The sequence below is a fragment of the Dysgonomonas termitidis genome (assembly GCF_042654545.1).
Classification (GTDB): Bacteria; Bacteroidota; Bacteroidia; order Bacteroidales; family Dysgonomonadaceae; genus Dysgonomonas; species Dysgonomonas termitidis.
In genome coordinates, this window is sequence record NZ_JBHSGN010000094.1 from 12,369 (window position 1) to 36,256 (window position 23,888).

Annotated in this window: 23 protein-coding genes and 1 tRNA gene; 20 read left to right on the plus strand and 4 right to left on the minus strand. The window is 41.0% G+C overall.

The window, feature by feature from the left end; genetic code table 11:
* Positions 1 to 82 precede the first annotated feature (82 nt).
* From polA to ACFO6W_RS16050, 12 genes are all read left to right on the plus strand, one after another.
* Positions 83 to 2,878, plus strand: a complete 2,796-nt coding sequence (polA, locus tag ACFO6W_RS15995; RefSeq protein WP_379998226.1) for a DNA polymerase I — start codon at positions 83 to 85, stop codon at positions 2,876 to 2,878.
* A 20-nt stretch (positions 2,879 to 2,898) separates the two neighbouring features.
* Positions 2,899 to 4,632 (plus strand): hypothetical protein, encoded by a 1,734-nt coding sequence (locus ACFO6W_RS16000; RefSeq protein ID WP_379998228.1) that lies wholly within the window; start codon positions 2,899 to 2,901, stop codon positions 4,630 to 4,632.
* Positions 4,604 to 6,304, plus strand: a complete 1,701-nt coding sequence (locus ACFO6W_RS16005) for a hypothetical protein (RefSeq protein ID WP_379998230.1) — start codon at positions 4,604 to 4,606, stop codon at positions 6,302 to 6,304. Before ACFO6W_RS16000 ends, ACFO6W_RS16005 begins: the two co-directional genes overlap by 29 nt.
* Entirely contained in the window at positions 6,301 to 7,989 is a 1,689-nt protein-coding gene (locus ACFO6W_RS16010; protein WP_379998232.1) for a hypothetical protein, read from the plus strand. The genes ACFO6W_RS16005 and ACFO6W_RS16010 overlap by 4 nt, the downstream gene beginning before the upstream one ends.
* Positions 7,986 to 9,683, plus strand: a complete 1,698-nt coding sequence (locus ACFO6W_RS16015) for a YfhO family protein (protein WP_379998235.1) — start codon at positions 7,986 to 7,988, stop codon at positions 9,681 to 9,683. Before ACFO6W_RS16010 ends, ACFO6W_RS16015 begins: the two co-directional genes overlap by 4 nt.
* 3 nt (positions 9,684 to 9,686) lie before the next feature.
* A complete protein-coding gene (locus ACFO6W_RS16020; RefSeq protein ID WP_379998237.1) occupies positions 9,687 to 11,372 on the plus strand; it encodes a hypothetical protein in 1,686 nt (561 codons plus the stop codon).
* On the plus strand, positions 11,372 to 11,581 hold the full coding sequence (locus tag ACFO6W_RS16025; RefSeq protein WP_379998239.1) for a hypothetical protein: 210 nt from the start codon (positions 11,372 to 11,374) through the stop codon (positions 11,579 to 11,581). Before ACFO6W_RS16020 ends, ACFO6W_RS16025 begins: the two co-directional genes overlap by 1 nt.
* On the plus strand, positions 11,574 to 12,017 hold the full coding sequence (locus tag ACFO6W_RS16030; RefSeq protein ID WP_379998241.1) for a YqaA family protein: 444 nt from the start codon (positions 11,574 to 11,576) through the stop codon (positions 12,015 to 12,017). Before ACFO6W_RS16025 ends, ACFO6W_RS16030 begins: the two co-directional genes overlap by 8 nt.
* 359 nt (positions 12,018 to 12,376) lie before the next feature.
* Positions 12,377 to 12,739, plus strand: coding sequence for a 6-carboxytetrahydropterin synthase QueD (queD, locus tag ACFO6W_RS16035; RefSeq protein WP_379998243.1), 363 nt, complete (start codon positions 12,377 to 12,379; stop codon positions 12,737 to 12,739).
* Positions 12,720 to 13,301, plus strand: a complete 582-nt coding sequence (locus tag ACFO6W_RS16040) for a 7-carboxy-7-deazaguanine synthase QueE (protein ID WP_379998245.1) — start codon at positions 12,720 to 12,722, stop codon at positions 13,299 to 13,301. Before queD ends, ACFO6W_RS16040 begins: the two co-directional genes overlap by 20 nt.
* A gap of 5 nt (positions 13,302 to 13,306) precedes the next feature.
* The gene (locus ACFO6W_RS16045; RefSeq protein ID WP_379998247.1) at positions 13,307 to 14,221 is read left to right on the plus strand and encodes a ribonuclease Z; all 915 of its coding nucleotides are present in this window, start codon (positions 13,307 to 13,309) and stop codon (positions 14,219 to 14,221) included.
* Between the two features lie 79 nt (positions 14,222 to 14,300).
* Complete coding sequence (locus ACFO6W_RS16050) at positions 14,301 to 14,642, plus strand: hypothetical protein (RefSeq protein ID WP_321753887.1); 342 nt, start codon at positions 14,301 to 14,303, stop codon at positions 14,640 to 14,642.
* A gap of 56 nt (positions 14,643 to 14,698) precedes the next feature.
* On the opposite strand, the gene ACFO6W_RS16055 is transcribed toward ACFO6W_RS16050, so the two are convergent.
* The 3 genes from ACFO6W_RS16055 to ACFO6W_RS16065 all read right to left on the minus strand — a co-directional run bounded on the left by ACFO6W_RS16055 (position 14,699) and on the right by ACFO6W_RS16065 (position 16,540).
* Positions 14,699 to 15,163 (minus strand): hypothetical protein, encoded by a 465-nt coding sequence (locus ACFO6W_RS16055; RefSeq protein WP_379998249.1) that lies wholly within the window; start codon positions 15,161 to 15,163, stop codon positions 14,699 to 14,701.
* 263 nt (positions 15,164 to 15,426) lie between these two features.
* Entirely contained in the window at positions 15,427 to 15,924 is a 498-nt protein-coding gene (locus tag ACFO6W_RS16060) for an outer membrane beta-barrel protein (protein WP_379998251.1), read from the minus strand.
* 79 nt (positions 15,925 to 16,003) lie between these two features.
* Positions 16,004 to 16,540, minus strand: a complete 537-nt coding sequence (locus ACFO6W_RS16065; RefSeq protein WP_379998253.1) for an HDIG domain-containing metalloprotein — start codon at positions 16,538 to 16,540, stop codon at positions 16,004 to 16,006.
* Positions 16,541 to 16,615: 75 nt separating this feature from the next.
* Here ACFO6W_RS16065 and ACFO6W_RS16070 point away from each other — a divergent pair, with 75 nt between their 5' ends.
* Together ACFO6W_RS16070 and ACFO6W_RS16075 are read left to right on the plus strand one after the other, a co-directional pair.
* The gene (locus ACFO6W_RS16070; protein ID WP_379998255.1) at positions 16,616 to 17,779 is read left to right on the plus strand and encodes an exo-beta-N-acetylmuramidase NamZ family protein; all 1,164 of its coding nucleotides are present in this window, start codon (positions 16,616 to 16,618) and stop codon (positions 17,777 to 17,779) included.
* Between the two features lie 22 nt (positions 17,780 to 17,801).
* Entirely contained in the window at positions 17,802 to 18,935 is a 1,134-nt protein-coding gene (locus ACFO6W_RS16075; RefSeq protein WP_379998257.1) for a hypothetical protein, read from the plus strand.
* 5 nt (positions 18,936 to 18,940) lie between these two features.
* Here ACFO6W_RS16075 and ACFO6W_RS16080 read toward each other — a convergent pair whose 3' ends face one another.
* Entirely contained in the window at positions 18,941 to 20,689 is a 1,749-nt protein-coding gene (locus tag ACFO6W_RS16080; RefSeq protein ID WP_379998259.1) for a DNA polymerase III subunit gamma/tau, read from the minus strand.
* A gap of 225 nt (positions 20,690 to 20,914) precedes the next feature.
* Here ACFO6W_RS16080 and ACFO6W_RS16085 point away from each other — a divergent pair.
* The 6 genes from ACFO6W_RS16085 to ACFO6W_RS16110 all read left to right on the plus strand — a co-directional run bounded on the left by ACFO6W_RS16085 (position 20,915) and on the right by ACFO6W_RS16110 (position 23,857).
* Positions 20,915 to 20,996, plus strand: a tRNA-Leu gene (locus tag ACFO6W_RS16085).
* Between the two features lie 261 nt (positions 20,997 to 21,257).
* Entirely contained in the window at positions 21,258 to 22,514 is a 1,257-nt protein-coding gene (locus ACFO6W_RS16090) for a site-specific integrase (RefSeq protein WP_379998261.1), read from the plus strand.
* A gap of 2 nt (positions 22,515 to 22,516) precedes the next feature.
* The gene (locus ACFO6W_RS16095; RefSeq protein ID WP_379998263.1) at positions 22,517 to 23,029 is read left to right on the plus strand and encodes an ORF6N domain-containing protein; all 513 of its coding nucleotides are present in this window, start codon (positions 22,517 to 22,519) and stop codon (positions 23,027 to 23,029) included.
* Positions 23,030 to 23,059: 30 nt separating this feature from the next.
* Positions 23,060 to 23,185: a hypothetical protein gene (locus tag ACFO6W_RS16100; RefSeq protein WP_379998265.1), complete on the plus strand. Its 126-nt coding sequence runs from the start codon at positions 23,060 to 23,062 to the stop codon at positions 23,183 to 23,185.
* Between the two features lie 74 nt (positions 23,186 to 23,259).
* Positions 23,260 to 23,532: a helix-turn-helix domain-containing protein gene (locus ACFO6W_RS16105; RefSeq protein ID WP_379998267.1), complete on the plus strand. Its 273-nt coding sequence runs from the start codon at positions 23,260 to 23,262 to the stop codon at positions 23,530 to 23,532.
* 28 nt (positions 23,533 to 23,560) lie between these two features.
* On the plus strand, positions 23,561 to 23,857 hold the full coding sequence (locus ACFO6W_RS16110; protein ID WP_379998269.1) for a helix-turn-helix domain-containing protein: 297 nt from the start codon (positions 23,561 to 23,563) through the stop codon (positions 23,855 to 23,857).
* Positions 23,858 to 23,888 lie beyond the last annotated feature (31 nt).

Here is a 23,888-nt window from a genome sequence, read left to right on the forward strand (position 1 = left end):
TTCACTATCTTGTAACTTAAAAAAGACCTTTTGTAATTCGCTGCTTTTTCCGTAACTTGTCGCCAATTTTTAATTTATCCCGATGAAATTATTTCTATTAGACGCTTACGCATTAATATACCGTTCATATTATGCTTTTATCAAAAGCCCCAGAGTAAACTCGAAAGGGCAGAATACATCCGCGGTATTCGGATTTGTGAATACACTGGAAGAATTGCTTCGTAAGGAAAACCCGACGCATATAGCCGTTGCATTCGACCCGCCCGGCGGTACTTTCCGGCACGATGCCTACGAACATTACAAAGCTCAGCGGCTGGAAACACCCGAAGACATAAAAGCGGCAGTGCCTGTTATTAAGGAAATTATAGCCGCTTATAATATCAAGGAGCTGGAAGTCGCCCGCTATGAGGCGGATGATGTAATCGGCACAATTGCAAAGAAAGCCGAGAAAGAAAACTTCGATGTGTATATGATGACCCCCGACAAAGACTACGGGCAGCTAACCAGCGACCATATATTCATGTACAAGCCGAAGTTTGCAGGAACAGGATTCGACACGCTCGATGCTAAGGCAATCATGGAAAAGTATGAATTATCATCTCCCGGACAGATGATAGATTTACTCGGGCTAATGGGCGATGCCTCCGATAATATACCCGGATGTCCGGGTGTGGGGCCAAAAACCGCGCAGAAATTACTGGAGGAATATGGTACTATCGAAAACCTGCTTGAACATACTGCCGATCTGAAAGGCACACTGAAGTTAAGGTTGGAAGAAAACAAGGAGCAAATTATTTTCTCTAAATTCCTTGCAACCATCAAAACGGATGTTCCTATCGAATTCAATAAGAATGAGTTTAAACGTCAGGAAATCAACGCGGAGAAGCTCTCTGCCTTGTTTGAAGAACTGGAGTTCAGAACACTTATAAACCGTGTATTGAAAAAAGACGGCACTCCGGCAAATCCTGTGCGGATAACAACCACGCACGAAGCTATACAAGGCGATCTATTCGCGGAATTATTGCCACCAAAAGCCGAGTCGGCGGATACAGTCAACTATTCAGGATTGCAGGAACTGAAGGATATCCCACATACTTATCATTTAGTAGAAAAAGACGATGAAATCGCCAATTTAGCAAAAACAATAGCCTCACAACAATCTTGTTGCTTCGATACGGAAACCACAGGACTTGATCCGAATGTAAGCGAACTGGTGGGCATGTCGTTCGCCTTCAAAGAAGGAGAAGCCTACTATGTGCCTGTACCTGCGGACCTTGAAAAAGCAAAAGCCATTGTAGAGCAATTCAGGCCGTTTTTCGAGAATGGGGAAACAGAGAAAATCGGACAGAATATAAAATACGACATCATCGTATTGAAAAAGTATGGCATTCATGTGCGGGGCAGGCTCTTCGATACCATGATTGCCCATTACCTTATCAATCCGGAATTGCGTCATAATATGGATTATATGGCAGAGACTTACCTGAAATATAAAACCATCCATATCGACGAACTTATAGGTTCGAGGGGTAAAAACCAACTCAATATGCGTAGCCTGCGCCCCGATCAGATAAAGGACTATGCCTGTGAGGATGCCGATGTTACACTGAAATTGAAAGCAATACTGGAAAAAGCAATAGAAAAGCAGGATTTAGGTAAATTGTTATACGACATAGAATTACCATTGATCTACGTGCTTGCCGATATGGAATATACCGGTGTACGCCTCGATAAAGCGGCATTAGCCGAATACTCGAAAACGCTTACACTGGAATTGCAAGGGATAGAATCGGAAATATATAAAGCCGCCGAGCAGGAGTTTAATATCAATTCTGCCAAGCAGGTAGGTGAAGTTCTTTTCGATAAACTCAAGATTGTAGAAAAACCGAAAAAAACCAAAACGGGCCAGTATGTGACCAGTGAAGAAACACTGGAAAGCATGAAAGATGCCCATCCTATTGTAGGTAAGATCCTCGAATACCGTGGACTGAAAAAGCTGTTGAGTACATATATAGATGCTTTACCTCTGCTTGTAAGCCCGCTCGACGATAAGCTGCATACTTCTTATAACCAAACGGTAACCGCTACAGGGCGGTTAAGTTCGAGTAATCCGAACCTGCAAAATATACCAATCCGCGACGCGCAGGGGAAAGAAATACGCAAGGCATTCATTGCAGATGAGACGTGTATCTTCTTCTCTGCCGACTATTCGCAGATCGAACTCCGCATAATGGCACACCTGAGCCAGGACCCTACAATGATCGATGCGTTCAACAGCGGAGAGGATATTCACGCCGCTACTGCTGCCAAAATATATAAGATCCCGATCAGTGAAGTAACAGGCGATATGCGCCGGAAAGCCAAGACTGCAAATTTCGGTATCATTTATGGCATATCGGTTTTCGGATTAGCGGAACGCTTATCTATCCCTCGCGGAGAGGCCAAAGAATTGATAGACGGCTATTTTGCTACTTACCCGAAAGTAAAGGAATATATGGATAAGAGTATATCCGTAGCCCGTACCAATAATTATGTGGAAACTGTTTTCGGCCGTAAACGCTATCTGCCGGACATCAATTCACGCAACACGACCGTACGCGGATATGCCGAGCGAAACGCGATAAACGCGCCTATACAAGGAAGTGCAGCCGATATTATCAAAGTGGCGATGAACCGCATATTCGACCGTTTCGAACGGGAAAATATTAAATCGAAAATGATCCTGCAAGTACATGACGAGTTGAACTTCAATGTGGAAAGCAATGAATTGGATAAAGTGCGGAAAGTGGTAATAGAGGAAATGGAAAATGCTTATAAACTGGTCGTTCCATTGAAAGCTGATTGTGGAAAAGGGAAAAACTGGCTGGAGGCGCATTAATTACAAATAGTGTCTGATGCATGAATATCGATAACCTATCGGGGGGAATACAATCGAATAAGAAAAGCCAATACTACATATTTTTTGTGGTTTTGGTTTTTCTCACCTTATTTATGATGTTTTGCTTCGGTTCGTCCTCTTCCGGTTCCGGTTTCGATTTCAGCTTTCATTACAGGCGGTTGTACACATTGATTGACGCATTAGAACATGGAGTTTATCCTTCGTTCTATGTCGATTTCGCCAATGTGGATGGATACGGCTATTTTACCAAAGGATTCTATTCCGATGTCATCATGGTTCCCTTTGCCTTTGTCGGCACCTTTACAAGCGTGTATTTCGCTTATGACGTGATGGTATTTACCATGACGATATTGTGCGGCGTATTTATGTATCACACAGTCAGTGTCGTTTATAAAAGCTCATATACCGCATCCATAGCAGCGATACTTTATACCTTTGCCGTTTACCGCCTGTACGATTTCTATCAGCGGGGGGCACTCGCCGAGGCCCTGTCTTTTACATTCCTGCCAATTGTCTTTCTCGGTGTTTACTATATCATAAAAGGAGATTACAGGAGGAAATGGTATGTGCTTGCCACCGGATACAGCCTGCTTATTTATACCCATACCATAGCATCGGTGCTGATGTTTGTAACATTACTTGTCTTATTGATAATCTATTCCAGATCATTGATCAAAGAACAGAAACGCCTGATATATCTCCTATTAGCCGGTATAGTCACAATTTTTGTCACATCTTACTATACCTTCCCTATGCTGGAACAATTGTCGTCCAACTCCTTTTACCTCGATTCGCGTAGTCCGGGAGGAGGGGCAGGATACGGCAAAGTAGGTTTTGATTATATTTTATGGGGATTTATAAGCGGAATAGCCTATCCTGACAGGGAATTATGGACAGGGACAGGTATCCTGCTTACACTGCTCCTGTTCTTTCGCTTTTTCATAAAAAGAAAAAAGGATGATAAGTTGAGAAGTGCGGATATAGGTGTAATAATAGGAATATGCTTTATCATAGCCATTTCCCGGATTTTCCCGTGGGGAAGGTTTCCGTTCAGCCTGCTCTCTTTTATACAATATCCGTGGCGGTTATATGAATTTGTATCTTATTTCTTTGCCATAGCAGGGGCATACTATCTGTCTTCGGTAATTATCAAGGACAGGCAGCGGTTAGTGGTAGCGGCTATTATTGTTCTTGCAGTAATGGCAACCACATATATGCAGAGCGAGAACTATAAATCTATCGATTCGTCGAAAGACCTACCCGCCAGTGTAAAAGCATTAGCGTTAGAACCTACCTATGAGAATGGATATAACCTCATCGGGCGCGAATATCTGCCGTCTGCATTGGAAGATATCCATTATGTCCATAGCAGAGGTGAGAAAGTGGAAGGGATGAACGACAGCACCCAAATAAGTAATCTGAGGAGAGAATATAATACGGTTGTATTTAATGTTTCGTTAAATAAACCCGACACCCTGACCCTTCCGTTACTCTACTATCTTGGCTATATGGCTACCCTCGATGGGGAAAAGTTGGACGTAATGCAAGGCGACATGGCCTTTGTGAATGTACCGGTAACCCGGTCGGGTGAAGTAAGAGCCTGGTATGGAGGAACAACGATTCAGAGAATAAGTTTATACATATCTCTGATAAGTGTATTATCTTTGTGTGTTTATATAACTTTACTAAACAGAAAAAAGAAAAATGGACTGGTTCAGCCGCATCCCCGATAATATTGCAGCAAATAAGAAAAGCCACTTCTGGCTGTTCTTCATCTTGTTGGTGTTCCTGTCACTGACAATGATGTATTTATATCAGCCGCTTTGTCCCGGGCAGGATTTCTTTTTTCATTACAGACGGTTACAGGCATTGATGGATGGAATGAAAACAAGCCCCCTGCTTATTTACCTCGACTATAACGCTATCGATGGATACGGTTATTTTACAAAAGCATTCTATCCTGATTTTGTACTGATTCCTTTTGCGTTTATCGGCAACCTGACAAACCTCGAGTTTGCTTATCAGGTTATGGTATTTACAATGACGGTCTTATGCGGGGTATTCACATATATCACTGTAAATCGTATTTATAAAAAACCGTTTGCCGCCGCAATAGCAGCTTTGCTATATACCTTCTGCGTATACCGGTTACTGGATTTGTATCACCGGGCGGCACTGGGGGAAACGCTTACATTCACATTTATCCCCGTAGTCTTTCTGGGGCTATATCACATTATCAAGGGAGATTATAAGAAATGGTATATTCTGGCAATAGGCTTCAGCCTGATGATTTTCACTCATCTGATATCTTCTGTGCTGATGTTCTTCACCTTGCTGATCCTCCTTCTTGTCTACTACAAACCGCTCATTAAAGACCCAAAACGGTTACTATATCTCCTGGTGGCAGGCATTGCTACTTTGGTCATCACATCTTATTACTTTTTTCCGATGCTGGAACAGGCGATAACCGCCACATTTTATTACGAAAGCCGTGAACTGACCATCAAAACGCAGGATTCGGCCCTGCCGTTCCATTGGATTATCTGGGGCATGTTTACGGGGGTTGTTATACCGGCGCAGGCCTTCATTCCGGGGGTGGGTTTTTTGCTTACGGTCGCGGTCGGGTTAAGATTGTTCGTTTATGGGAAATCATCCGCATTGCGGAGTGTGGATGTAGGTGTTGTTATAGGATTGGTCTATATTATAGCTTCTTCCCCTCTGTTTCCTTGGTCTGTTTTCCCGTTCAATAAACTGAACTTTATACAGATGGCTTGGAGGCTGTTCGAGTTCACAAGTTTCTTTTTTGCCGTTGCCGGAGGATATTATCTGTCATTGATACTAAAGTCGAACAAGCGCAAATTCGCGGCAGGATGGATAGTTGTGATATTATTGGTATTTGTTATGGTCAACGATGCCAGATCGTATGAAATGTACCGCTGCGGGCGTCCCATTACCCAAGTGGCAGCCTTCAATAACGACTATCATTTGGGGGGGTTGGAATATGTCCCTTCGGCAGTGCCTTCGATTGAATATCTACATCAGCGTGGGGATAGTATCGGTACTCTTTATGGGGGAACAAGCATTGCAAATTTCAGAAGAATAAAAGGCGTCACTTCTTTTGATGTAAATGCCACAGGCAATATAGGGAGCGAAACACTGGAGCTTCCGTTGATATATTACAAAGGTTATGTAGTTAAACAAGATAATAAGGAAATACCGCCCGTTGCCGAAAGTAAAAACGGGCTGGTGGAAATTCTTATCGATAAACCCGGACATATAACCGTTTACTATGGAGGTACACCGGTTCAGAAACTGAGCTGGATAATAACATTACTCAGTATCCTCGGCCTGTGTGCCTATATTTTCTTATCTAAAAAAGAAAGAAGAAATAAAAACAGCAGATGAATAACGCAACCGACATAAAGACAGACAGTAGATATCCCTTCCGGGTATTTCTGTCCTTATTATTCATCTTATCCCTGTTTATGGTGTGCTGGTTCGGGCCGGTATCGGTATATGCGGGGCACGACTATTTCTTCAATACCGGGCGATTCGATGTATTAATCCAGGCATTGAAAGCGGGTGATTATCCTATTTATATAGATTACAACGCTCTGGAGGGTTACGGCTATTTCACCAAAGGGTTTTATCCGGACCTTATTGTATTGCCGTTTGCGGCGTTAGGCATCCTTACAGGGACAGTTGCAGCTTATAATGTAATGATTTTCACCATGACATTCCTATGCGGACTATTTACATATATAGCGGTGGACAGGGTATTCAGGAATCCGTTCGCAGCATCGGCCGGCGCGATTCTGTATACATTTTCGGCTTATCATCTTTTCGACTGGTATAACCGTGCGGCTCTGGGCGAATCGCTTTCATTCACGTTTCTGCCCATTATATTCCTCGGGCTTTACCACATCATAAAGGGTGATTGCAGAAAATGGTATTTGTTGACAATCGGATACAGCCTGCTTATTTACACACATCTGCTATCATCGTTCCTTACCTTTATTACCCTTACCCTTATTGTCATCATCTGCTATAAACCACTGGTAAAAGAACCCAAGCGGATAGGCTACTTAGCATTGGCGGCAATAATTACCTTACCTATCGTTAGCAGCTATATACTGACATTGCTGGAACAAATGGCTTCCAATACATTCTATTACAGCACAAAAGAAAACATAACAGGGCAAACCAAACTCTATATGCAGGACCTCGGCTGGGGATTCCTCAGCGGAATATTATATCCCAAAACTGAAAATATGGCCGGTACAGGCCCGCTGCTTATACTACTTGTACTGTTGAGATTGTTTATAAAAGAGAAGAGCCCGGCTATCAGAATTGCTGATTTTTGTCTTTTAACCGGGATTATCTTGCTTGTCATTGCTTCTGCTGTTTTCCCTTGGGGACGGCTGCCTCTCGGATTCATCCAGTTTCCGTGGAGGTTGTATGAGTTTATTATATTTTTCTTTGCTGTTGGCGGGGCATATTACCTATCTGCGATAGTGAGAACTAAAAAACACAAAATTGCTGCGGGAAGCGTGATTGTACTTTTTACTCTCATCACCTTTGTTGTAAACAACAACAATTATAAATACTGGCAGTCACTGGCCTTCAGTGAGGCTCCGCATTGGTTCACAGGAATCGCCTCGGTAGACAATGAGTATTATCTGGGCGGACTGGAGTATCTTCCCGTAAAAGTGCCGTCATACCGTTATATACATGAGAGAGGGGATACGGTTATATCGGAAAATAAGGAAACTCTTATCTCTAATTTTACACGGAAAGAAGGTATTGCCTCATTTGATGTGAAGACAGGCAATCCTGATAAGTTGGAACTGCCTCTTGTTTATTACAAAGGATACCAGGCTGCTTATTCAGGCGGAAAAAGGGGAATACCCGTCACCGAAAGTGAAAACGGATTGGTGCAGATTGAAATTGATAAATCCGGGAGAATTGAGGTCGGCTATACACCCACGGCCACGCAACAGTATAGCTGGTATATTTCCCTATCAAGTACTATAGGGCTGATGATATATATCTTTATTTCCAAGCGTAAACGGAGTAATGCAAAGAAATGATGAATACAATAAATAGTCTTATAGCAGCCATAGCAGTGAACAGGAAATATCATTTCTTGATTTTCTTCGCTGTATTGCTGCTCCTTTCAGCATATATGACGAGGGTATTCGGTGCTGTGTATGAGCATCCGGGCTATGATTATTACTTTCATCTGAAACGTTTCGAAGCGCTTATTGCCGCGCTTCGTGAAGGAACTTTCCCTCATTACATAGATTATGCCGCTGCGCTGAATTACGGCTATTTGAGTAAAGTTTTCTATTCCGATGTGGTATTGATTCCTTTTGCTGCATTGGGCATTCTTATAGGTACGTACAATGCATTTGAAGTGATGCTGTTTGTGATGACCATCCTCTGCGGGACAATCATGTATTCGGTGGTGAGGACGATATATAAGAGTTCATTTGCCGCTTTTTTGTCCGGGATACTCTATACATTCTCCGTTTACCGTTTTTATGATATTTACAATCGGGGAGCCCTGGGAGAAGTCTTTGCCTTTACCTTTATTCCCCTGGTATTTCTGGGGCTTTACCATATTATCAAAGGCGATTACAGGAAATGGTATGTTATTGCCATCGGTTTCAGCCTGCTTATCTTCTCGCACGTGATTTCTACGGTTCTCACATTCATTACGGTGGTAATAGTTCTTATTTTCTATCACAAATCATTGATAAAAGAGCCGAAAAGGCTGGCCTGCCTGGTTCTGGCCGGAATTGTCACCTTAGCCATTACGGCAGTCTATATATTTCCCCTTCTGGAACAAATGCAGGCAAACACATACCGCTATGAGACGAATGACTGGACGCTGCCTGCCAATGCCAAGATCCCCTTCGGTTATGTTTTCTGGGGATTGATATGCGGATTTTATTATCCGGATGATATAACGATAGTGGGTATCGGTATCCTGCTTACTGCGGTTGTTCCTCTTCGTTTCTTTGTCAGGGGGAAACCGGAAATGCTCAGGAGTGCAGATACCGGGTTGCTTATCGGATTGTTCTATATTTTTGCATCTTCGAAACTGTTTCCGTGGGGACGGTTTCCGTTCACTTTGCTGTCTTTCATCCAGTATCCGGGCAGGTTGTATTTGCTGGTTACTTTTTTCTTCGCCATTGCGGCGGGTTATTACCTGTCGAGGATATTTATAAAAGAAAAAGGACGTTTTATCGTCGCTTTAGCTGTTATTCTGTGTACTGCCGCGGTGATATATATGCACAATGACAATTTCAGAATTATGCATATTCACCATATCGGGCAAACCAACGAAAAGCCTGATGCCAGCAATTTTTTCTACCTGAATGGAGCCGAATATGTTCCCGATAAAGCGGAATCTGCCTATTATATTCTTCTCAGGGGCGACAGTATCGCCTCCATGAACGGGAATACAACGATTGAAAGCCATAGCCGTGACAAGCGCATACTAAATATCGAAATAAATACCCAAAGCGCGGATTCACTTGAACTCCCGCTTCTATATTACAAAGGTTACGCAGCATTGCTGAACAACAAAGAGTTACCAATTACCCAAAGCACACACGGGCTTATACAGATACCTGTGAACGAAACAGGTGATGTGAAAGTATATTACGATGGTACAATTATTCAAAAAGTGAGTTTTTATATATCTGTCGTAAGTATTATAGCATTATTTGTTTTCATATTTTTATTTTTAAAAAAAGATAGTAAACAAAAAGAATAATATATGTTTCCCTTGGTTCCGGATAAGAAATATCATTTCTGGATATTCCTGCTGATACTTTTGTACCTCTTGTTTTTGATGACGATCGTGTATGGTCGGTCTTTTGTGGGAGGAGATGATTATTTTTTTCATAACGCACGCTTCGAAGCATTGATGCAGGGGCTTCAGGATGGTATATTTCCTTCATATATCGATTATAAAGGCTTGTATAATTACGGATATCTGGTAAAACCGTTCTATTCTGACTTTATCCTGATCCCTTTTGCTGTTCTGGCCATCTTTACCGGTAAATCGTTTGCTTATCTGTCCCTCTTTTTTTCGATGACATTCTTATGTGGTATTTTCATGTATATCTTTATCCGGAAGGTATATAAGGACGGGTATGCGGCAGTTTTGGGTTCGTTATTATATACTTTTTGCCTTTATCGTCTTTATGATTTATATCATAGGGCGGCATGGGGTGAGGCATTTTCATTTACCTTTTTACCGGTCGTTTTTCTCGGCCTTTATTATATCATCAAGGGCGATTACCGGAAATGGTATGTTATCGCTATCGGTTTTTCGCTGATGATCTTTACGCATGTACTTTCTTCTCTGTTGTTATTTATTACAGTATGCATCATATTGGTAATTTATAACAGAAGCCTGTTGAAAGAACCTAAGCGGCTTTATTATCTGGTTTTGGCCGGAGCAGTCACAATTATAATGACGGGCTACTACCTGTTCCCTTTTTTTGAGCAGGTATTATCCAATACATTTTATTTTGGGAAATTCACATATTTACCATATACCACAGCGCAGAGCCTGCTTGATTTTCCCGCCATACTGTACGGTATGATTGCAGGGTTCACAACAGGAAGCCAATCCGTAGGAGTGGGGTTGTTGCTTTTACTGCCATTGTGTTTCCGCTTCTTTGTCAGAAGTAAAGACAAAGAGTCTGCAAAATATTTAAGAAGTATCGACACCGGGGTCATTATCGGTATTTTTTATATCCTTCTTACTTCCGGTCTGGCTCCCTGGACTAAGTTCCCTCTTTCGTATCTAAGCTTTATCCAGTTCCCGTGGCGGTTATATGAGTTTGTCTGTTTTTTCTTTGCCCTGGCCGGAGGATATTATTTATGCTTATTATGTAAGGGAAGGGGCAGTAAGATTGCTGTATTGTCGGCACTGATTATTCTACTATCCGTGGTTGTTGTCATTGATGCTTCTTCGTATAAAGAAATGAAAGTTCGTCCCCGCTTATCCGGTACCGGACTGAACGAAACAACCCACTATGCTATGGCCGGAATGGAATATTATCCTGCTGCAATGCCGTTTCCCGATCCTTTTATACGCGATCGCGGAGACAGCGTTATATCACAGACCCGTAAAACGGCAATTACGGCTTTCGTACGGAATAGAAATATTACGGCATTTAATGTAAATGTGGAAATGAAAGACAGCCTTGAACTCCCGTTGATATATTATAAGGGCTATGCGGCTGCCCTGAACGGAAAGGATATCCCTGTTGCCGGTAGTCGTAATGGGCTAGTACAAATTCCGGTAGATCAGACAGGTAGGGTGGAAGTCTTTTATAAAGGAACTTTAATACAAATGCTCGGTTTTTATACAACCATTCTCGCTATATTTGCATTATGTATTTATATTTTTATACAAAGAAGAAAGAAACCATTTAAAAATTTAAAGTAATGCAATATTCAAACTGGGATTACATATACGCTGTTTTCATGCTCATCTTCGGTATCTTTATGATTATCAGCCCGCGTTCACTCATGCGTAAGGCGAGGTATGACGAAGAAAGCCTGAAAACTGAATCGTGGGTAAAAAAAGCAGGAATAGGTTTATGTGTAATGGCACCTCTTTTTGCCTTCTTCATATATTATAAAATACATGCTTGACGGATTTGTCGAATATGGCTATATAGGTCTTTTTCTGGCATCTTTTCTGGCGGCTACTATTTTGCCATTCGGGTCGGAATTTGTCTTTGCCGGACTACTAGCTATGGGGATGAATGCGTGGGGATGTGTCATTGTAGCCTCGGTAGGCAACTGGCTGGGAGGTATGACAAACTATTATCTCGGTCGTCTGGGGAAAATAGAATGGATAGAAAAGTATCTGAAAGTAGACCGGGGCAAGATAGAAAAAATGCAGCAATGGCTCGAAGGCAAAGGTGCAATTATGGCCTTTTTCAGTTTTATGCCTGTTGTGGGAGACATTATCGCACTGGCTTTGGGGTATATGCGGGCAAATGTGTATATTGTCAATATAGCGATGTTCTCCGGTAAATTGTTACGGTATATATTGATTATGTATAGTGTAAGCTGGATTATATGATGGTATAGTCAAGATGATTCCGGTGTATATTTATTGAGAAAGTTTATCTATATGGTAAGCTAGCTATTAGCTTTTAGCTTATAGCTCTTTGAATAAATGGGAAGGATTTAAAGATTCAATGTTTAAGAATTCATTAATTAAAATGCGTAAAAGCTGTCACTTTTGTTACTTTTTAAGAAAGTTACGAGTTACTTCGCCCTTTGGGCAGTTACGAGTTACAAGTAAACAAGATACGAGTAAACAAGACACAAGATACAAGTTGTTAACTGATGACTGTTTACTGCTAACTGTAAAAAGTGTCAGTTTTGTCAGGTTTTAACAAAAGAATATATATCCGGAATGGAATAGAATAATAATATATGTATAAAATAAGTAAACAATTTTCGTTTTCCGCCTCACATATACTGGAAGGCCTCCCTCCCGCACATCCTTGTTCGAGGCTGCACGGGCACAATTATGTGATTACGGTACATTTGCGGGCAAAAGAATTGAATAATGTCGGTTTTATTAAGGATTACAGAGAACTCGATAGTGTGAAACGGTATATAGACGGCACGCTCGATCACAGGCATCTCAATGATGTATTACCATTTAACCCGACAGCCGAGAACATGGTAAAGTATCTGTATGATATTTTCAAGAAGGACATTCCCGAACTATATGCAGTAGAAGTATCCGAAACTCCTAAAACAACAGCCATCTATGAAGTTGATAGTGAATGAGATATTTTACTCTTTGCAAGGTGAAGGGGGGCGGGTAGGAGAGGCGTCCGTGTTTATAAGGCTTACAAAATGTAATCTGGCCTGCAGTTTCTGCGATACGGATTTTGCCGATGGAGAAGAAATGAGTATAGACGAGATACTGGAGGCTATCAGTGTTTATCCGTGCAAATGGATCATATGGACCGGTGGCGAGCCTACAATCCAACTGAAGGATGAACATCTGGCTGTTTTCCGTGAACACGGGTATAAGCAGGCAATAGAGACAAATGGTACGCGAAGGGTGCCTTCATTGATAGATTATATCACCTGTAGCCCTAAGCAGGACTATGAGACAATAAAGAGCCGGATTCCTTTTGTCCATGAGATTCGCATGCCTGTACAGGCCGGAGACCCGGTACCGGATATTTCGGTATTCCCGCAGGCCGATAACTATTTTCTGAGTCCGGTCTTTGACGCGGATAAAATCAATCCGGAGAATGTCGCCTATTGTGTGGAACTCATAAAACAGCATCCCCGTTGGCGGCTCAGCTTGCAAACACACAAACTGATACATATTGAATAGAAAGAATGGAAAAGTTTGAACTGGATATACTGGGTTGTGGCTCTGCTACACCTACAACCTTACATAATCCTTCATCACAGGTACTGAATATCAGGGAAAAATTATTTATGATAGATTGCGGAGAGGGGACTCAACTGCAATTCAGGCGGAATAAACTGCGTTTTGGACGTTTAAATCATATATTTATCTCGCACCTGCACGGAGACCACTGTTTTGGTCTGATCGGGCTGATCTCTACATTGGGGCTTCTGGGAAGAACAGGCGCCCTTGTCATACATACTGTTGCCGGGCTGGAAAATACGCTTCGCCCCGAAATAGATTTCTTTTGCAAGGACAATCCTTTCGAGGTCAAAGTGGAAGTGTTCAATCCGAAAGTAAGCGAAGTGATTTACGAAGACAGGTCTGTTTCCGTGAAAACGATACCTCTTCTGCACAGAATCCCCTGTGCCGGATTTCTTTTTCAGGAGAAGCAGAAAGAGGCGCATTTGCTGCCGGATATGATCAGGTTTTATAATATACCGGTCAGGGAACTGGCTAAAATAAAGCAGGGAGCTGATTTTGTAACGGAAGACGGCAAGATTGTCCCTCACGGAAGGCTGACGATTCCTGCCGGGCCTCCGCGTTCATATGCTTACTGTTCCGATACGGCTTATAGTGAGAAGATTATTCCTGTCATAGAAGGAGTAGACCTGCTTTATCATGAGGCCACGTTTGCTGATACGGATAAGGCACGGGCTAAAGAGACAGGCCATTCGACTGCCAGGCAGGCTGCGCAAATAGCAAAGATGGCAAATGTGAAGAAACTGATGCTGGGACATTTTTCGGCACGGTATCCCGATAATAATATTTTACTGGAAGAAGCCAGTGAGGTCTTTCCGAACACTGTACTGGCCAACGAAGGACTTCGTGAAAAATTGTGAAAGGCTTCATTTTTTTTCATTTTTTTATTCTTTTATAAGGTTTAATACTTACATTTGTGAATATTAGGAATAATAGATAATGGTAAATTTGAGAAACATACTATTCCTTATACTGTTTGGTGGAGCCACTTTCTCTGCGAATGCGGGAGAAATGGATTTTCCGTCGAATATTTTTGCGTCCGAACCTCAACAGACTACAGATAAAACGATGAATCTGATTGTTGAAGTGAATGGTGGTACAGTCAGGATTCCATTGGAAAATGTACCTACCTCGGGTTACCTTGAGGTGTATAGTATTCTCGGAGTAAAAGTCACCAGTGTCAACCTGAAAACATGTATTGGTACTTGTCCTCTCGAACTGCCCAAAGGGCTTTATATAATAAAGGCAGGAAAAGTAGCACAGAAGATTGTTGTCAGGTAACGATTATATAATGGAGAAAGCCGTTCGGAAGAATGTTTTTTTTATTTAATGTGTTCTTATTTAGAGAGAGATACCTTTACTTCCATGATACCGCCCCATAGGTTGCCTGCCATCATGTTTTCATGAATGGATAGTTTATATATCCCGTCGGAAGATATACTGTAACTCAAATTCTGGCCGAAAGGGCCATCCATACCTTTGTTAGGCAGTGTTATTTGCGAGAACCTGATATTGGCAAGTGAATCCGTCGAAAATAGCTGAGCTGTAATATTCTTATATCCTTTCGACTCGAATTCGATATGTATTGTCTGATTTTTCTTCTTCTGGATCATTACATCCCCTTTACCATTAACTATGTTCAGGCGGATAATCCCATTGCCGGAAGGAATCATAGCCGGGCTGCTCTCTATTTTCTTTATCGGGTTATTGATACTCGTTTCCATGCTGTCCTTCTTTGCTGGAGCAGAACATGCATATAATGATAAGCAAATTGCGAGTGCAGGTATGATTAGTTTGTCCATAATTAATTATAAAAGAATCTGAGTTATCAAAGGAATTAGAGTCTTTTTCGTCCCTAACGGAGTAAAACCGCTGCTGTCTTTTCTTGATGAGCGAACAGGGATACTTCTGTCGTCAGCAGGACAAAATATTTGATATAAAATGATCGTTCAAAACTATTATAGAATAACAAAGCTGAAATATCAATTGTTTGGAAATTCGCATAAAAAAGGATAATCTCGCCGAGATTACCCCTGGTAATATAGTCGATCCTTTTGGAGTCCTGTCAGAACTGATACATAAAGCCGACAGATATCACAAACTGTGAGTAGTTCTTGATGAAGGCTTCTTTTGCTTCAATCTGGATAAATGTGTTGTCGTCCAGGGAAACCTGTCCTCCGAAACCAAAGTTCAACCCGATGCGGTTATCTGAATACTTGGGACCATCGGAATCAGATCTGCCCGGATCATATGTCCAGCGGGTTAAATTCAGTCCGGCGAGAGGGTATAGGGATACGGTTTCTGAGGCACTGAAAACATAATGGCCGTCGGCATTGATACCGAATGCACTGAGATTGTGCCTGTCTATATAGTATTTATATTCGGCAGTTCCTCTCAGATGGCTGGTAAATCCGTATTGCGCCCGCAGGCCTATTCCTAATGATTCTACTTTCGAGCCATAATTGAGGCTTCCGGCAAATGAGAGCTTTCCGGTCTGGTCTTGCGATGAAGCTGTCGTTATTGCAGAGAAACAAATAGTTAAGATGATCAGAATTTTTTTCATAGACATTCTATTTGTGTGTTATTAATTGGTTTTGTAAGCAAAGATACGAATTTTTGAAAGAAGGTGGGGCGTGTTCTTATCAGAGGAATATTGCACACCATCTGTCGAATTGCCGGACAGACGCTTCTCCGAACTTGGACAGGCTTTGCCGCACTTTGTCTATCGGACGTTCTTCTCCCAAGCGGGTTTTGGAGAAGAAACAATCCGCGAAACATATCAGTTTTTCTTCAATGCTCACGGGACGCATATCTCTTTGAGGCAGAGGGAGTTTATTTTCTATGATTTCTTCAAGAGACAATCCTGTGCCGGTATGTCTTTCACAAACAAGCGCATGCAGGGGATAGCCCGACTTCTCTACAATTTCACGCCCGAGATATCCGTGTGCTAGATAAGGTTCTATTCCGAAGCACTTTATAGATGGCGCATTTGTCATAAAGATGCCGATGTCGTGAAGCATGCCTGCCTCACTTACAAACTTACTGTCGATATTCAGCTCCGGATGAGCTGCCGCTATGGATAGAGCCTTATTGGTTACATCGGTACTGTGTTCTATCAGGATATTGTATAAATCCGAGTTCTTTTTATAATATTTTTCGATTATAGCTAATGTATTCATGCAGTATCAGGTCTTTTTCTTATAAAAATAAGTAAGTTTGCAAAACGGCTTTTCGCTTTAAAAACAGTCAGATAAATGAAAAAGTTTTGTATATTTCTCCTTACACTTATAAGCCTCACTTCAAATATAACGGTTTTTACTCAAACACTGTCATTAGGTGCGGACAGGATTGATATTTTATTACCTGCTATCAAAGATAAAAAAATTGCTTTAATAGTAAATCAAACTTCAGTATTATCTAACGGGACGCATCTGTTGGATACACTTTTATCTCACAAGGTACGCATAATAAAGATCTTTGCACCCGAACATGGCTTCAGAGGGAATGCAGATGCGGGAGAAAAGATTGTGGATGGTAAAGATGCCAGGACCGGAACTCCTGTTATTTCCCTGTATGGAAAAAATTATAAACCGACGGCTGACCAGCTGAAAGATACGGATATACTTATTTTCGATATACAGGATGTAGGAGCGCGCTTTTATACATATATCAGTACAATGCATTATGTGATGGAAGCATGTGCCGAGAACGGGAAAGAATGTATTATTCTGGATCGTCCCAATCCGAACGACTATATCGACGGACCTGTTTTAGACCCAAAATATAAGTCATTCGTGGGTATGCATCCTATTCCGGTTTTGCATGGACTCACAGTGGGGGAATTGGCCCGGATGATAAACGGTGAAGGCTGGCTGAAAGGTGGGATAAAATCTGATCTGAAAGTGATTACAATGACGGGGTGGAAACACGGAACTTCGTATATTCTTCCCGTAAAGCCGTCGCCTAATCTGCCAAATCCTTGGGCAATAGGCTTATATCCATCTCTCTGTTTTTTTGAAGCTACAAATGTAAGTGTCGGGCGTGGCACTGATTTTCCTTTTCAGGTGGTGGGAGCTCCTGATCCGAAATATGGTAAATTTTCTTTTACTCCACGTCCGAATGATGGGAATAAAAGTCCGTTGAATGCAAATAAGGCCTGTTATGGCCTCGATTTGAGGAATTATGGATATCACCGGGGATTGGAATTGAAGTTCCTGATCGACTTTTATAAGAAATCGGGACAGGGTGCGGTATTTTTTACAAATCCTAAATTTATGGATTTGCTGGCAGGAACGAATGTGCTAAGATCGCAGATTATTAAGGGTATGCCGGCGGAGGATATTTATGAAACATGGCAAAAAGACCTTGCAAGGTACAGAACAATGCGGGAAAAGTATTTGTTGTATGCAGATGAATAACTACATCATAAAATAAAGGGATATGGCTGATAACGAAAACAAATGTCCGCTTTGCGGAAAAAGCACAAACGAAGGGGAAATCTTTTGTGGCGACTGTCAGGAAATTGCTCATAATGCATATCCGGAAGAATTACTGTCTAATAAAGGAGATTCAGAATCGCTGTCCGGAGAAGGGGAGAAGGCTAATCCGGAGATGGAAAAAGAAGATATGTCTTATGAAGAAAAGCCAATAGATAAAAGTATAGAGGAGAATTTGCAGCGGGCTTCCCTTTCCAGAAGCAATAAGAAGTTGTTTATTTTTGTCGCTGTAGGGTTAGTGTTTATGCTGTTGTTAGGTACCGGGGGTATTTTTATGAAGAACAAAGACGAGGAGGCGACAGAATCTGCATACTGGAATAAATGTATTGAGGAAAATACACCTTTAAGTTATTCCAAATACCTTGTTCATTACCCCGAAGGAAAATACAGTGGCGAAGCTCAGGATAAAATAATGGAACTACGGGAGAAGGAACGAAATGAATGGGAAGCTCTTCGCAAATCGGGAAATATTGATGCTCTTTTTTCTTTTTTGGCAGACCATCCGCAAACTCCATATGAAAGGCAAATAAAGCATGTCGTGGATTCACTCAGTTGGCTTCAGGTGATGGAACAGAATACGGCGGATGCTTACCAGGCTTACCTCGACAATGTAAAAATAGGACGTTTTACGGGAGAATATGAGGATGTGGCGGAAGGAAGACACGATTATCTGATCCAGCTAAAGGCTGTTGAGGGTGATGAGTTGAAGGATGTGGAGAAAGTATTGTCCGGCTTTTTCAAAGCTCTTTCATCAGTGAATAACAAAGAAATACAAAAGTATTCGGCATCTGTGTTGCTTAAATTTTTTGATAAGGAGAATCAGCCTGATACAGTGATTGCGGATTCCTTGAAAGCAGATTTTAAAAACAGGAAGATAAAAAGCATTTCCTATACATTACCTCCTAATCTGCCGGAGATTATCAAGGATAATAAAGGCATCTATTTTACCACACTGTCCGTAAAGCTTGAAACTACATTTGCCGACAGGAAAAAGAAGAAGCAAAGTGCAGAGCGTATATTCAATATAGAACTGGATGGGGAGAAGCGAGTCCGGTCGATGTATCAGAAGGGGAAGTGATCGTTTTATGAAAGCTCCAGACCGAATTCGTCTTTTAACCGGCGGAGACTTTCATTCTCTTCCATCATCAAATTGAATTTCTCTGCCGGCGTAAAGGCGAGTTTCTTCTCATTATCCTCACTTATACGGACTTGCATTTTTATATGGGTATTGCGAAGTTGTGTCCTCAATTTCACCAGAATATCCATTCTGTGCTCCAGCAATCGCTGTTCCTGCACAGGGTTATTCACTACAACCTCAAATAATGTATTTTCTATGAGATTTGGCAAGCAGTTGAGCATTGTGTTCTTCAGATGATGCTCTTCTGTCAGGGCTTCGGCAAATGCTTTCCATTCATTGATGAGTTGCAGGGGGCTGAATCGTTCATTTAAGGATTCAATCTTCTCTTCCACTTTTGCCTCCACTTCTTTTTTCTGTCCAAAGGCCGAAATGGAGATTCCCAGTCCTCCGGGATATGTGGGTTTTGGAGCGCTTGCGGTTGTTGTATTACTTGTGGCTTGCGGCGTGTCAGGAATATTCCTTGTTACGGGTGCTGTGGCGGGCCGGCTGTTTTGGGGAGGTGTTGCAGGCTGATTCGGGGCAGGAGCCTGTTTGGCTTCCTGTTTCGAAAATATGGGATCAATTACCTGCTTTTTTTTTTGATCTTCCAAACCTGTTTGAGGTGAAGATAGTTGGCATAGCCTTATGACGGTCAGATCGGAGAGTAGCCGTTTATTCCGGCTTAGCCTGTAATTGAGGTCACTTTCGTTTACTATATCTATTGCTTTGTAGAGAAATTCATTGTTGCATTTCCTTGCAGTTTCGATGTATCTGTCCCGGATAGAAGCACCGACCTCAAACAATTCAGCGGTTTTCGGGTCTTTGCATAGGAGTAGGTCTCTGAAATGAGACGCAATACCAGTGATGACATTATTACCATCAAAGCCCTTACTTAATATCTCGTTTAATATGAGCAGGCTGTCTACGACATTGCTGGCAAGTATGCAATCGGTAAGCCTGAAATAATATTCATAATCCAGTACATTGAGATTTTCAATGACCGCCTTGTATGTTACATTTCCTCCGGTGAAACTAACCACCTGGTCAAAGATAGATAATGCATCGCGCATTCCCCCATCGGCTTTTTGAGCAAGTACATTCAGTGCTTCCGGTTCAGTCTGCACATTTTCCTGAGAAGCGACATATTGAAGATGTTCGACAGTATCTTTTATTGTAATACGGCTGAAATCATATATTTGGCAACGGGACAAAATAGTAGGCAGTATTTTATGCTTTTCCGTTGTTGCAAGGATAAAGATAGCATGATGCGGGGGCTCTTCCAATGTTTTAAGGAAAGCATTGAAAGCTGCTTGCGAAAGCATATGTACCTCGTCGATAATATATACCTTGTATTTTCCTATTTGGGGAGGTATGCGCACCTGCTCTATCAGTGAACGGATATCGTCGACCGAGTTGTTGGATGCGGCATCGAGTTCATGGATATTAAAAGAGCGTTGCTCGTTGAACGCAACACAGGATTCGCATTGATTGCATGCTTCGCCGTCAGCTGCGGGTGAAAGACAGTTGATAGTTTTAGCAAAGATACGGGCACAGGTTGTTTTTCCTACTCCACGCGGGCCGCAGAAAAGATAGGCATGTGCCAGTTTTCCTGAAGCGATCGCATTTTTGAGAGTAGTGGTCAATGCGCGTTGCCCGACAACCGAGTTGAAGGTCATAGGGCGGTACTTACGTGCTGAAACTATATAGTTATCCATCTCAATTTCTTCTTTAGCAGGACAAAGCTATGAAAAAAAACGGAAAGAAAAAAGCTAAAATTTTCCAGATGGCATTAACTTGAAAATTGTTCGTCTGCTATGAATTTTGAAGCTCTTTTCTAATTTATATTCTCTTATTTTTGTCTAAAATTCTATTTTTTGCAAGTAAAGCATTGTTATTAGAAAAATAATTATACCTTTGTACCCGCTAAAGCAATTGGCTATGCGGATGTGGCGTAATTGGTAGCCGCGCCAGACTTAGGATCTGGTGCCGTGAGGCGTGGGGGTTCGAGTCCCTTCATCCGCACTAGGCCGAAAGGCAAAACAAAGCAAATCCTTGAAAATCAGTTGGTTTTCAAGGATTTTTTTATTCCCTGAATTTTACGAAAACAGCAAAATAATGCATTTTTGAGCATTATTCCATAGCCAATTCGTAGCCAAGAATTATTTTTCAGTTTTGGCTACGAATTGGCTACGAGAATGACTTCAATTCACTGTTATACAATGTCTTGCGTAGGGTTGGTTTAATGTTAAAAAAGTAATTTTACAACAACAAAAAATCAATTTTATGGAAACAAAAATGACAAAACAACGAAACACTTTTAATGTAGTCTGCTTAATCAGAAAAAACAGGGTGATGAAAAACGGACAGGTCCCTCTATTTATTCGTATTACTGTCAACAGTAATGTGGCCGACATTCCAATTGGTGGCAGTGTAAATCCCTCTCAGTGGAGTCAGGCACAAGGGAAAACAAGAGGTAGCAGTAGAGAGGCACAAGAGTTGAATTATAATATTCAATCCGTAAAATCCCGGATTCATCAAATCTTTTGTGACCTTGGGTTAGCCGCTAAGCCTATCACGGCACAGATTATAAAAGATATCTATTTAGGAAACCACAAAGACGAAGAAGATGGTAGAACTCTAGTTGAAGTACACTCCGATCACAATGAACGGTGCAGGCAATTATTAAATATCGAATATGCGCAATCAACCATTTATAAGTTTGACGCCTCGCTGAAATACCTGAAAGAATTTATGGATAAGGAATTAGACATGGAAGATATTCCTCTAAAGAATATTAATGAAGACTTTATCCGCAAATATGAACTGTACCTAAAGACAGAAAAGGGGTGTTGCAATAACTCCGCTATCAAACATCTAAAAATCTTTAAGAAGATCATTCGAATAGCAATACTTAATGATTGGCTGCATAAAGACCCATTTGCTTCAATTAAGTTTCGTCAGGATGAAGTTCATGTAGAATTCTTAACTATGTGTGAACTGGAAACTCTCATTAATAAAGAGATTTCTACAAAGCGACTATCGCAAATCAGGGATGTATTTGTGTTTTGCTCTTTTACGGGATTAGCATTCGTTGATGTAAAGAATCTGAAAGAGGAGCATATTATAAGAAACGGCAACGATGAAGTATGGATTCGCAAGCCTCGTGAAAAAACGAATAATATGTGTAATATCCCTCTATTAAATATTCCGAAGATGTTATTAGAGAAATACAAGGATGATAAAGGGTGCCAATTGAAAGGTCAGCTTCTTCCGGTTCCTACAAATCAAAAATATAATACATATTTGAAAGAGGTGGCTGATTTATGTGGTATAAACAAGAGACTGACAGCGCATTGCAGCAGGCACACATTTGCCACATCGGTTACGCTAGCTAATAAAGTAACGATGGAAAATGTCGCCAAAATGCTAGGACATTCTTCTACCCGCATGACGCAGCACTATGCAAAGATTTTAGACCAGAGCATTTTGGAGGATATGATGAATGTAGATAGTAAAATTTCTAACCTTAAATTACAGTAATCATGGAGTTACAAATAATTCAGAATAAAATACATGAAATTAGAGGAGCTAAAGTATTATTGGACTTTGACCTTGCAGAAATGTATAATGTAAAAACTAAAGCCTTAAAGCAGGCTGTAAGACGGAATATAAAGCGATTTCCATTTCCCGATTTCATGTTTGAGCTATCAGAATCTGAATGGATTGAACTGGTCACAAATTGTGACCGGTTGCCTGAAACACTCAAACATAGTTCAGTATTCCCCTTTGCTTTTACAGAGCAAGGAGTTGCCATGTTATCCAGTATTTTACGCAGTGATGTAGCCATTGAAATAAATATCGCTATTATGCGAGCTTTTGTTACACTCCGTCAATATGCTTTAGGATATGCAGAACTTCATCAAAAACTAGAAACTTTTATGATTGAGACCAATATGCAGTTTAATGACATTTATCAGGTGTTGACTGAATTGGCAAGTAAGAAGGAATTAGAAAATACGCCAAGAAAGAGAGTCGGATTTGTAAGGGATGAATAACCTTGAAGCTGCAAATTTCATTCTCAAAATATGAAAAATAACTGGTCGTCACGATCAGTTATTTTTTTGGGGGGACGAGACAGAATAACCAGCTACGACAAATTACGACAGAACGCGACAAATCACGACAATGCTCTGAAATTCAATAATCTGTAATGCTTTTGATCTTATATTCGCTTTTGATTTGCAAATCATCAAATGTTATGTATTGTTTAACTAAAAAGTTCATTATGGAAACAACGAACATAGATAAGGTTGTATTTGAAGCCATGATATTAAAGGTCAGAAATTTTAAGAATAGAATTGAATCATTATGCAGTAAGTATAAAAACAAAGGACTGGATCAGTGGCTCGACAATCAGGATGTATGCTTAATCCTTAATATCTCTCCCCGTACCTTACAGACCTATAGAGATACAAGAAAAGTGAGTTTCAGCCGGATTAATAATAAAATTTATTATAAGGTTTCAGATATTGAAGAACTTCTGAAGTCATGTAAATGAAAGAGTAAAAACATATAATAAAAATATTATGGAAGAATTAATTACAAAACGCAACAAGGATGTTGTTACATTTTTTGAAAGCTTGGAAGAGCTAATTGCTTGTTTAGAAGATACTTTCGAAGAAACCAGACCGTTACTTAATGCAGAGCGTTATCTTACAGATAAGGAGGTTGCAGAAATATTGAAAGTCAGTCGCAGAACCTTGCAGGATTATCGTAATCAAGGAGTGCTTTCTTACATATTGTTGGGTGGAAAAGTCTTGTATAAAGAATCTGATCTGGAAAAGACATTAAACAGTAATTATATCAAAGCCTTTCAGAACTAAATAAATACTGTTAATAATATTCATCTCACAA

Coding starts and splice junctions, on each gene's coding strand:
- polA (WP_379998226.1), top strand. CDS start 83: ATGAAATTATTTCTATTAGACGCTTACGCATTAATATACCGTTCATAT.
- ACFO6W_RS16000 (WP_379998228.1), top strand. CDS start 2,899: ATGAATATCGATAACCTATCGGGGGGAATACAATCGAATAAGAAAAGC.
- ACFO6W_RS16005 (WP_379998230.1), top strand. CDS start 4,604: ATGGACTGGTTCAGCCGCATCCCCGATAATATTGCAGCAAATAAGAAA.
- ACFO6W_RS16010 (WP_379998232.1), top strand. CDS start 6,301: ATGAATAACGCAACCGACATAAAGACAGACAGTAGATATCCCTTCCGG.
- ACFO6W_RS16015 (WP_379998235.1), top strand. CDS start 7,986: ATGATGAATACAATAAATAGTCTTATAGCAGCCATAGCAGTGAACAGG.
- ACFO6W_RS16020 (WP_379998237.1), top strand. CDS start 9,687: ATGTTTCCCTTGGTTCCGGATAAGAAATATCATTTCTGGATATTCCTG.
- ACFO6W_RS16025 (WP_379998239.1), top strand. CDS start 11,372: ATGCAATATTCAAACTGGGATTACATATACGCTGTTTTCATGCTCATC.
- ACFO6W_RS16030 (WP_379998241.1), top strand. CDS start 11,574: ATGCTTGACGGATTTGTCGAATATGGCTATATAGGTCTTTTTCTGGCA.
- queD (WP_379998243.1), top strand. CDS start 12,377: ATGTATAAAATAAGTAAACAATTTTCGTTTTCCGCCTCACATATACTG.
- ACFO6W_RS16040 (WP_379998245.1), top strand. CDS start 12,720: ATGAAGTTGATAGTGAATGAGATATTTTACTCTTTGCAAGGTGAAGGG.
- ACFO6W_RS16045 (WP_379998247.1), top strand. CDS start 13,307: ATGGAAAAGTTTGAACTGGATATACTGGGTTGTGGCTCTGCTACACCT.
- ACFO6W_RS16050 (WP_321753887.1), top strand. CDS start 14,301: ATGGTAAATTTGAGAAACATACTATTCCTTATACTGTTTGGTGGAGCC.
- ACFO6W_RS16055 (WP_379998249.1), bottom strand. CDS start 15,163: ATGGACAAACTAATCATACCTGCACTCGCAATTTGCTTATCATTATAT.
- ACFO6W_RS16060 (WP_379998251.1), bottom strand. CDS start 15,924: ATGAAAAAAATTCTGATCATCTTAACTATTTGTTTCTCTGCAATAACG.
- ACFO6W_RS16065 (WP_379998253.1), bottom strand. CDS start 16,540: ATGAATACATTAGCTATAATCGAAAAATATTATAAAAAGAACTCGGAT.
- ACFO6W_RS16070 (WP_379998255.1), top strand. CDS start 16,616: ATGAAAAAGTTTTGTATATTTCTCCTTACACTTATAAGCCTCACTTCA.
- ACFO6W_RS16075 (WP_379998257.1), top strand. CDS start 17,802: ATGGCTGATAACGAAAACAAATGTCCGCTTTGCGGAAAAAGCACAAAC.
- ACFO6W_RS16080 (WP_379998259.1), bottom strand. CDS start 20,689: ATGGATAACTATATAGTTTCAGCACGTAAGTACCGCCCTATGACCTTC.
- ACFO6W_RS16090 (WP_379998261.1), top strand. CDS start 21,258: ATGGAAACAAAAATGACAAAACAACGAAACACTTTTAATGTAGTCTGC.
- ACFO6W_RS16095 (WP_379998263.1), top strand. CDS start 22,517: ATGGAGTTACAAATAATTCAGAATAAAATACATGAAATTAGAGGAGCT.
- ACFO6W_RS16100 (WP_379998265.1), top strand. CDS start 23,060: ATGAAAAATAACTGGTCGTCACGATCAGTTATTTTTTTGGGGGGACGA.
- ACFO6W_RS16105 (WP_379998267.1), top strand. CDS start 23,260: ATGGAAACAACGAACATAGATAAGGTTGTATTTGAAGCCATGATATTA.
- ACFO6W_RS16110 (WP_379998269.1), top strand. CDS start 23,561: ATGGAAGAATTAATTACAAAACGCAACAAGGATGTTGTTACATTTTTT.